Raw genomic sequence first — 8,665 nt, 5'->3', positions numbered from 1 at the left:
TAACGGCACTGTCGGGATTTGCCCAAAAGCCAAGTCCGGACCTATTGAACCCCAACAACCATACCTTGGTAATGATCGACCACGAAGGCCAAATGGCTTTTGCTACCAAGAGTATCGACATGTCCCTACTGCGGGACAATGTAGGGCTTGTCGCCGGTGCCTCGAAAATCTTCAATGTTCCGACTGTTGTCAGCACGGTCGAGGAAAAATCCTTCAGTGGACCGGTCTTCCCCGAGATATTGGAGGCCTATCCCGATGTATCGAAGTACTATGACAGGACCTCGATGAACACCTGGGAAGATGCAGAGGCCCACAGGGCGATCACGGGCAAAGGGAAAAAACGTTTGGTCCTTGCCGGTCTATGGACCAGTGTCTGTGTTGTCGGTCCCGCCCTATCGGCCCTGAGTGACGGCTACGAGGTCTATATCATCACCGATGCCTGTGGGGACATCACCCAGGAGGCACACGACCAATCGGTTACCAGGATGGTCCTGGCAGGTGCAAAGCCGATAACATCCCTGCAGTACCTGTTGGAACTTCAGAGGGACTGGTCCCGTGCCGAGACCTATAAGGCCGTGACCACCTTGGCGCAAAAATACGGCGGATCCTATGGACTGGGTATCCAATATGCCAAAGACATGCTCAAACATTGATGCTTAACCAAAGCAACCCGCTAAAGCGGGCTGCCTAACCAAAAGGAAATAGTTATGATACGAAAGGTATACTTCTTTTTAACCCTGCTTGTCCTATGCTCCTCCTGTTCAACAAAGACCAAGAATTCCGAATGGGCAGATCTTGTGGTTACCCACGCGAAGGTAGCGGTCATGGATGGCAAGGGAACGGTAACAGAGGCCATCGCCGTAAAGGATGGAAAGGTATGGGCCACAGGGTCCAATGAAAATGTCCATAAGTTAATTGGCGATTCCACCGAGGTAATCCATGCCAATGGTAGAACCTTGATACCAGGCCTGAACGATTCCCACCTGCACCTGACCAGGGGCGGACGTTTCTTCAATGCAGAACTTCGGTGGGACGGGGTACGCTCTTTGGAGACGGCTCTTCGAATGCTCAAGGAGCAGGCGGACAGGACCCCAAAGGGACAATGGGTACGGGTCATTGGTGGTTGGAGCCCCTTTCAGTTCAAGGAGAAAAGGTTTCCAACGCCCGAGGAAATCAATGAGGCTACCGGGGATGTGCCCACTTATGTACTTTTCCTCTACAGCAGGGCCTGGTTGAACCAAGCTGGACTGGATGCCCTGGGAATCGATGAGAACACCCAGGCACCTGAAGGGAGTTCCTTTGAGAAAGGCCCTGACGGCAAATTAACCGGGGTGCTGTTGGCAGAGCCCAATCCTACTATTCTATATGCACGGATCGGGTCCCTTCCCCCGCTATCAGAGGATGAAATGGTCAATTCCACAAAACAATTCTATCGCGAATTGAACAGTTTAGGAATTACCAGTGGAATCGACGCCGGTGGTGGTGGTCACAAATTTCCCAAAGATTATACGGGCACCCAACTTTTGGCCGAAGCCGGGGAAATGCCCATCCGTCTTTCCTATTATCTTTTTCCCCAAAACAAAGGAAAGGAGTATGCGGAGTTCGAAGAATGGATGGCCACCAATAAAGTAGGACACAATGGGGAAATCCATTTGGACCATGGATATGAACTGGAGGGTGGTGGAGAGTTTCTGGCCTGGAGCGCCGGGGATTTTGAGAACTTTCTGGCACCCCAACCCATGCTGGAAGACAGGCCCACCTGGAGGGAGGATCTAAAGCATATCCTACGTCTTCATGTGGATAACGGATGGCCTTTTAGGGTACATGCCACTTACGGGGAGACCATTGCCCATATGCTGGATGTGATCGAGGAAGTCAACCAGGAAACCAATGGAAAGCTCGCTTCCAAAAGGTGGTTGTTCGATCATGCCGAAACCGTTCAGGATAAAGAATTGAAACGAATCAAAGCCCTAAATGGGGGAATTGCGATTCAGGCACGCATGGCCTATGCGGGGGAATATTTTGTGGAACGTTATGGAGGGGATAAGACAAGACAGGCACCGCCCATTCGCAAAATGTTGGATATGGGGCTTCCGGTTGGAGCCGGAACAGACGGCACACGTGTGGCCAGCTACAACCCCTGGCCGGCCTTATATTGGCTGGTTTCCGGAAAAAGCGTTGGGGATTATCAATTGTCGGAACCTGCCAATCTCTTGTCAAGGGAAGAGGCGTTGCACCTCTATACGCAGGGAAGCGCCTGGATTTCCAACGAGGAAACCGTCAAGGGGACTTTGGAGAATGGGATGTATGCGGATTTTGCCTTACTCTCAGACGACTATTTCACCGTGCCCGAGATACAGATCAAGGACCTTAGGGCCGTACTCACCGTAGTGAATGGCAAGGTGGTCTATGCCAACGAAGAGTATCAAGATATAAACCCGGTCCTTCCCGAGGTCATCCCTCACTGGTCACCAGTAAAATATTACGGGGGGGTTCAAAACAAATGAAACTATGAATATCCTTCAGGGTTTAAATAACTTTAATGACCGTTTGGGGGTATATGATACCGGCATGTTCGTTTTTAGGATTTCGGTTTCGGTAGAATTGATCATTGCTCACGGTCTGAAAAAAATAGGGATTGGCACAGGAGTAACCGAATCTGTTCCCAATCCCTTTCATTTACCCATTTGGTTCAACGAGTCCTTTGCCATTGCTTCAAACCTTGTTTTTCCGCTGTTCATCATCACTGGATTTTACACGAGACTGGCCACCATACCCATTCTGGCCGTTACCCTGTCGGGATATTTTATAGTGCATTGGAATGACTCACTATTGGTAAGCGACATTCCGTTTATGTACAGTATATCTTTTCTGCTAATAGCCTTTTGTGGGCCTGGCAAGTATTCCTTAGATGAGTTTATAAGAAAAGAATTACGATGAACCGACTTTTCCTCTTTTTGATTTCCGCAATAGGTGTACTTGAGATAGGATACACCCAACATCGATTGGATTTTAAGCCATTACGCTATGAAGAGGTTTATGGCAAAGTGGCCATTGATTCCAATATGACCTTCATGGATAGGATAAAATATATTCCTTTATTGAAAAACGACCGCCTAACACTTTCATTGGGAGGAGAATTACGCTCTCAATACCAATTTTTCAAAAATGAACTGTGGGGTGACATCCCGGATGATACAGATGGTTTTGTTTTCAACAGGGGCCTGTTGCACCTGGAAACAAAATACAAGGAAAGACTCAGATTGTTTGCCCAGTTACAAAGCGGGACGGCGATCAGCAGGATCGACCTAAGCCCCATCGACCAAAATGAATTGGAATTACATCAGCTTTTTGTGGACTATACTTTCCATTTAAGATCCAGCGAGATAACGCTCAGAATAGGAAGACAGGAAATGCTTTATGGCTCTCAGCGATTGATCAGTGTCCGGGAAGGCCCCAACAACCGGCAATCTTTCGATGCCATTAAAGTGGCCCTAAAGGCCAAAGATTTTAAAACCGAAATCTTTTACAGTCAGTTCGTAAGAAGCTATTTTGGAAGTTTTAACGATAGGATGAATCCGGATACCAAACTCTTTGGCTCCTATAATATCATCAACAACCTTCCGGTCATCAACAACATTGCCCTTTACTATTTTGGGTTGCATAAAAGATCAGCTTCGTTCAATATTATATCCGGCGAAGAAAGAAGGCATTCCATTGGAACCCGGATATGGGATAATACCAACGATTGGAACTATGACTTTGAAGCAGTCTGGCAATTCGGAAAAATAGCAGATCAATCCATAGCTGCCTGGACGGTTTCCATTAATACCAATTATCGGTTCCCTTCCCTTAAACTCCAACCAAAGATCGGACTGAAAACGGAGATCATATCGGGCGATAAATCGCCGAAAGACGGTAGATTGCAAACCTTTAACCCTTTGTTCCCCAGAGGCGCATATTTTGGTCTGGGAGCATTCCTGGGGCCAGCCAACCTGTTTGATGTGCATCCCTATGCCGAATTGGAGGTAACAGATAAGGTAAGTCTTGGGCTCGATTATGACTTTTTTTGGCGCTTACGGACCACTGATGGCATTTATATGCCAAATGCTTCATTACTTTATCCATCATCAGACTCTCCGCATTCCTATATTGGATCCCAATTAGGTGCTTTCCTAGCTTGTGACCTTATCAGATCACTTTCCTTGGAGGTGGAGGCCACTTTCTTTGACGCCGGGTATTTTTTAGAGGACGTCAGTGCGGGACGGGATATATTCTTTACGGCAACAACCCTGACCTATCGATTCTAATAAGACCACATCATTTAAATTTCCAAGCAGGTCCGTTTACTTTATCTAAAGCCTCATCAGTTTCCTTTTTCATAAAGTAAACTGATACCCAACCCTGAGGTCACGGGTTCAAATCCCGTCTCCGCTACAGAAAAAGGCTTTCTGAAAACCGAAAGCCTTTTTTGATACGGATTAACATATCAGAAATGCAATCGAAACAGGATCATTTCACACAAATAACAAAGAGCTCCCAACTCTAAAACTTTTCACCTCGTCTCCCGGTTTAGTCTCCCACCAGTACAAAACGACTACTTTTAGTGGTTTTTAGCCGGATCTTTTTTATGTTTTGGTATTCCCGGAAGTTATAACATGCCAGGGCTAATTCCTTTGAAGGGAATACAACAATAGCATTAATTTGGCTGGGATTCCCCTCTACGGTTAATCCTTCGGCATCAGAAACCAGGACCTCTGCTCCATATGCAGGAAGAAGATTGGCTACCCCGGATACGTAAACTTCATACCCTGAAGCATCGATAACATTATAACTAATAATATAATAAGCCGGCATAACTGTCTCTTTTTAATTAGTATGTATACTCGGGAGGATTAATACCGTTACACCTCAGATAGATAACGGCCTGGCCCCTGTGGTGTGTAACGTGATCGATCGTAGCGTGGAATCCGAGGATCACTTCTTCGCTGATTGTCAATATTTTAATCGTTTCTTCCAAATCCAAAAAAGCGTTGGCAAGATATGCTATGACTTCATTCTTAACCTGTTTTGCAAAGAATGTTGAACCCGGTTGCGGGTGCTTGACGTAGGCATATCTTTTTCAGGGAATTTTGTCCAGGGTTGAGGAGGGAAAAAATGCTTGCTTAATACTTATCCCGGAAATCCGGTATTTACGGAAGAGATTTCAGATGTAAACTGTTTCCCTATCCTTTTTTACTTAATTTAGTCTGCCGGAAAAGCCGGGGACACCCAATATCATGCAATCACATGTACCCGGGCTTGCTAATAAGTAATATAAATCCATAAAATCATATGCAGCACGTAAATTATAAAAAACTCTTTCTCAGGTTGCTCATCGCCGCATTGTGTATCAGTGCCGCCATTGGTATATTCGTATTCCTTGCAGGCGATTACGGGGACACGGAGATAAAAATCCTGCTCACTACGCTTTCACTGGTAGGTTATAGCCTTTCTGCACTATGCTGCTCTACAATTTATGAAAGGGATAGCCTGAAGAATTTTTCCTTCATCGGGATGGTCATATCCGGTATCGGTTTTCTGGTGACCATAACGGCTATCTGGGAATTCATGGACACGGAAGACATCTATAAAACAGTCATTACTTTTATGATCCTCGCTACGGCATTCGGACATATCTCCCTTTTGTTATTGATAAAACCGAAAAATGACACTATTAAATACCTGCTTATGGCTACGGTTATTTTTGTTTGTATCGTTGCCGTGATGCTTATATACGCCACCGCTATCGATTTTGATGTAGAAGAATTCTACTTCCGGCTTCTGGGAGTCTTTACCATACTCGATGTTCTGGGCACAATTGCAACTCCGATAGCAAACAAAATAATAGACAAGCAGGATTTGTAAAAACAAAAAAGAGACCTTCTGAAAAATGATCTCTGTTGAGAAAATCATGTAAGAAGGTCTCTTTTTGAAAACAATATCCGGTGTGCTGAATCCGTAAGGTTTTACATTCCGGATATCACTTCAATGGCCTTTTCCAATGTCCTGTCCCTGTGTTCGGGATTGTTAGCCATGTCCCTGACCTCTTCTTCCGTAGGTGGTGCTACGTACACTTCGGGCTCTACTCCTATCCCTTCGATCACTCTCCCCGAAACATCTTTGGTAGCCATTAAAGGCATATAGAATTCCAGGAAGCCACCAACGACTATGCGTGCTCCGCCGTTAAAATCATCGGAATTGCCCAGTCCTGCCGTGGCTCCCGCAGAATAGTCCCCGACAGATTTGACCTGGTCCCCCTGCGACTTCAGTGTCAAAGTAGATAGTTCGGACATACTGGCGCTTCCTTTATCCGTCAGGATCACTATGGGAATATCTGCCGGTATACCAAAAGGATGCGGACTGGTATGCATGGGCACCCAAGGCGTATAATTAAAACGTCCGTTCCCCTCCTTTGTTCTCTGGTAGCCAACAAGAGCTTCTTTGGTCACCAGCCGTTCCGTAAAAAACCGGGCATCCAGGACTGCTCCTCCTCCGTTCCCCCGGAGATCCAGTATAAGTTTCTTTATCTCGCCGCTGTGCAAAGGATTGAAAAAACTCCTGTAAATAGCGGATTTAGAAGCTATAGCACTAAGGTTAGACCGAAATACGGGCATATTATAACCATATTGCATCTCATTCATCCTGGTGGAGAAATCATCGACATAATTTTGTGCATTCTCATCACTGTCAAAGGCATCCATCAATGAAAAAGGCAACTGCGAAAAGCTGAAATCAAAATCCGGTAATTCATTAATAATGCCGTTTAACCTGTTCGCTTCTTCCAGTAATTCCTCGCTTAGTATTTCAGAATTGTTAAACCTTTCTGCTTCTCTTTCCAGCGTTTCGGACCGAAGCGTCGTTGTAAGCGCTTCGTTCCAGGCATTAAAGACTTCCAGTGTCCAGTCCCGAATAAATTCACGTAATTCCACATTTTCAATGGCATTCAGACCGGTATCGCTCATTAATTCGGAACGGTCTATCTGCCAATCTGCCCTCGGGTCCTCGAACAGAAAACGGTCCCCGCCACTCAGGTCGATCTTGTGCAGGGAACTTAAGACAAATGAATTAAATGAAAAATAGTAAATATCAGGTGCAGACTGCAACCTTCCTCCCAACTGCCTTGCACCGGAAAAGGAACTGTATTTGAAAATGTCTTCCAGTTTATCTTCCATAAAATTCATAGTGACCGGTTTATTGTAGATGGCGCGCCTATCCTCGTTCATCTCTCCGAAATAAGTATTGCTGTAGTTAACGGTACGCGATGCGGGCAACGTAATCCTTACATTAAAATGCCGGTCAATGATGGAATTGATTATTTCCTCAAAATAGGTTTTGGCCATGTCGGCCTCTTCCGCTATAAAATCATTGCTATACCCTTCTCTTCCCCAGGATTCCAGGGCCTTGAATTTTGGCATATATTCGGCATATACGGCATCCCAATCCAGGTTATGACGATCTTTTTCTTCGTAGAAATAATTGTATTCATCATCCATCACATTCCAGAAAACCTTAAAAAGATCGGCGTAAGACCTGATATCATCCGGAGAATAACGCGCCGTTTCCGTAATGGGGTCGTCGTCCCGGTTACAGGAAGATAGCATTATGGCAAAAGACATCGCGGTTAGTCCGACAAATGCGTAGGGTCTTATTCCAAAAATAGTTTTGTATATCGTTTTTATCATCTTGTATTGTTTTTAAAAATTATGAGAAACCCCCAGTGTTATCGTAGATGTCTTGTGGTACATATCGCGGTCGTTGACATTGTTCTTCTGCAAACCGGACAAACCGTATAAATAGGAGTAGGAAGCATATATCCCGAATTTTTCAAAGGCATAACCGGCCTGAAATTGTCCCTGGAGACCGTATTCGATACGATTAAGCTGGTTTTCATTCCTTTTAAAATCATACCTCTCATCAATTTTTTCACTGGTAGGGAACCCTTCATCGGTAAGTTCAAAAAATACGGGGTACTGCCCTTTTCTGTTCATGCTCAGCCAATAACCCGTATATGCCCCTCCGGCTACCTTAATCCAGAAGCCTTCACTTTCAAACGGGTTATTTATAAGATAGGCCCCGACCATTACGGGAAGGTTTATATAATTATTGGTAAATTTCGTATACCATCCTTCCCTGCTATCGTACCGTTCAAATTCAAAATTCTTCTGAACAAAAGAAAGCCCTCCGGAAATGAAAAAAGAGTCGTAAAAACGGTATTCCAGGGATAAATTGGTGGTAAATCCCCATCTGCCGGTATACCTGGACTGAATACGGTTAGATAAGTCATAGTCCAGATCGTTATGGGTAATACCTGCATCCAGGTTGATTCTAAGATTCGTCTGTGCTTCTGCTTCGTGGAAAAACGAGACGAGTAAAAACGATAGACAATACATAAAACGATTCCATCTTTTCATAAGCGCTATATTTAGTTATTAGTAATTGATTTTTAAATAAAATTTAAAAGACGTTAAAGAAACCCGCAGAAAACAGCCCGGTCCGTTATATCCGTCTGAAGTATCCTATACATCCGGAAAGCAGCATACTATATATAGCGACATAAAAAGAAAGAAAAACCCTTAAAAATGTAATGTTTTTTTGTTAAAAAAAATTAAATAAATGATCTAGA

At 44.6% G+C, this 8,665-nt stretch carries 9 protein-coding genes; 5 read left to right on the top strand and 4 right to left on the bottom strand.

The genetic code is table 11. From position 1 onward, the window contains the following. Window positions 1-71: 71 nt before the first annotated feature. The 4 genes from ACVBDY_RS09415 to ACVBDY_RS09400 are packed head-to-tail and all read left to right on the top strand — an operon-like array spanning window position 72 to window position 4,310. The gene (locus ACVBDY_RS09415; protein WP_447175225.1) at window positions 72-653 is read left to right on the top strand and encodes an isochorismatase family protein; all 582 of its coding nucleotides are present in this window, start codon (window positions 72-74) and stop codon (window positions 651-653) included. A 54-nt stretch (window positions 654-707) separates the two neighbouring features. Beyond that, window positions 708-2,507 (top strand): amidohydrolase, encoded by a 1,800-nt coding sequence (locus ACVBDY_RS09410; protein WP_447175222.1) that lies wholly within the window; start codon window positions 708-710, stop codon window positions 2,505-2,507. Between the two features lie 4 nt (window positions 2,508-2,511). After that, window positions 2,512-2,940, top strand: a complete 429-nt coding sequence (locus ACVBDY_RS09405; protein ID WP_447175221.1) for a DoxX family protein — start codon at window positions 2,512-2,514, stop codon at window positions 2,938-2,940. Continuing rightward, complete coding sequence (locus ACVBDY_RS09400; protein WP_447175220.1) at window positions 2,937-4,310, top strand: alginate export family protein; 1,374 nt, start codon at window positions 2,937-2,939, stop codon at window positions 4,308-4,310. Before ACVBDY_RS09405 ends, ACVBDY_RS09400 begins: the two co-directional genes overlap by 4 nt. A 262-nt stretch (window positions 4,311-4,572) precedes the next feature. Here ACVBDY_RS09400 and ACVBDY_RS09395 read toward each other — a convergent pair whose 3' ends face one another. Together ACVBDY_RS09395 and ACVBDY_RS09390 are read right to left on the bottom strand one after the other, a co-directional pair. After that, window positions 4,573-4,857 (bottom strand): DUF1330 domain-containing protein, encoded by a 285-nt coding sequence (locus tag ACVBDY_RS09395; RefSeq protein ID WP_447175219.1) that lies wholly within the window; start codon window positions 4,855-4,857, stop codon window positions 4,573-4,575. A 16-nt stretch (window positions 4,858-4,873) separates the two neighbouring features. Then, window positions 4,874-4,981 carry a DinB family protein gene (locus tag ACVBDY_RS09390; RefSeq protein WP_447175224.1) on the bottom strand — a complete coding sequence of 36 codons (108 nt, stop codon included), beginning with the start codon at window positions 4,979-4,981 and terminating at the stop codon, window positions 4,874-4,876. Window positions 4,982-5,334: 353 nt separating this feature from the next. Here ACVBDY_RS09390 and ACVBDY_RS09385 point away from each other — a divergent pair, with 353 nt between their 5' ends. Next, on the top strand, window positions 5,335-5,907 hold the full coding sequence (locus ACVBDY_RS09385) for a hypothetical protein (protein WP_447175218.1): 573 nt from the start codon (window positions 5,335-5,337) through the stop codon (window positions 5,905-5,907). Between the two features lie 101 nt (window positions 5,908-6,008). Here ACVBDY_RS09385 and ACVBDY_RS09380 read toward each other — a convergent pair whose 3' ends face one another. Then, entirely contained in the window at window positions 6,009-7,724 is a 1,716-nt protein-coding gene (locus ACVBDY_RS09380; protein ID WP_447175217.1) for a S41 family peptidase, read from the bottom strand. 12 nt (window positions 7,725-7,736) lie between these two features. Continuing rightward, window positions 7,737-8,453, bottom strand: coding sequence for an outer membrane beta-barrel protein (locus ACVBDY_RS09375; RefSeq protein ID WP_447175216.1), 717 nt, complete (start codon window positions 8,451-8,453; stop codon window positions 7,737-7,739). Window positions 8,454-8,665 lie beyond the last annotated feature (212 nt).

The sequence above is a fragment of the Sinomicrobium halophytocola genome (assembly GCF_052983395.1).
The sequence above is the reverse complement of the archived record's forward strand: the minus strand, read 5'-3'. Positions and strand labels throughout refer to the sequence as shown.

What these genes read in the sequence shown, in the direction of transcription:
- ACVBDY_RS09415 (WP_447175225.1), top strand. Translation starts at nt 72, where the DNA reads ATGATCGACCACGAAGGCCAAATGGCTTTTGCTACCAAGAGTATCGAC.
- ACVBDY_RS09410 (WP_447175222.1), top strand. Translation starts at nt 708, where the DNA reads ATGATACGAAAGGTATACTTCTTTTTAACCCTGCTTGTCCTATGCTCC.
- ACVBDY_RS09405 (WP_447175221.1), top strand. Translation starts at nt 2,512, where the DNA reads ATGAATATCCTTCAGGGTTTAAATAACTTTAATGACCGTTTGGGGGTA.
- ACVBDY_RS09400 (WP_447175220.1), top strand. Translation starts at nt 2,937, where the DNA reads ATGAACCGACTTTTCCTCTTTTTGATTTCCGCAATAGGTGTACTTGAG.
- ACVBDY_RS09395 (WP_447175219.1), bottom strand. Translation starts at nt 4,857, where the DNA reads ATGCCGGCTTATTATATTATTAGTTATAATGTTATCGATGCTTCAGGG.
- ACVBDY_RS09385 (WP_447175218.1), top strand. Translation starts at nt 5,335, where the DNA reads ATGCAGCACGTAAATTATAAAAAACTCTTTCTCAGGTTGCTCATCGCC.
- ACVBDY_RS09380 (WP_447175217.1), bottom strand. Translation starts at nt 7,724, where the DNA reads ATGATAAAAACGATATACAAAACTATTTTTGGAATAAGACCCTACGCA.
- ACVBDY_RS09375 (WP_447175216.1), bottom strand. Translation starts at nt 8,453, where the DNA reads ATGAAAAGATGGAATCGTTTTATGTATTGTCTATCGTTTTTACTCGTC.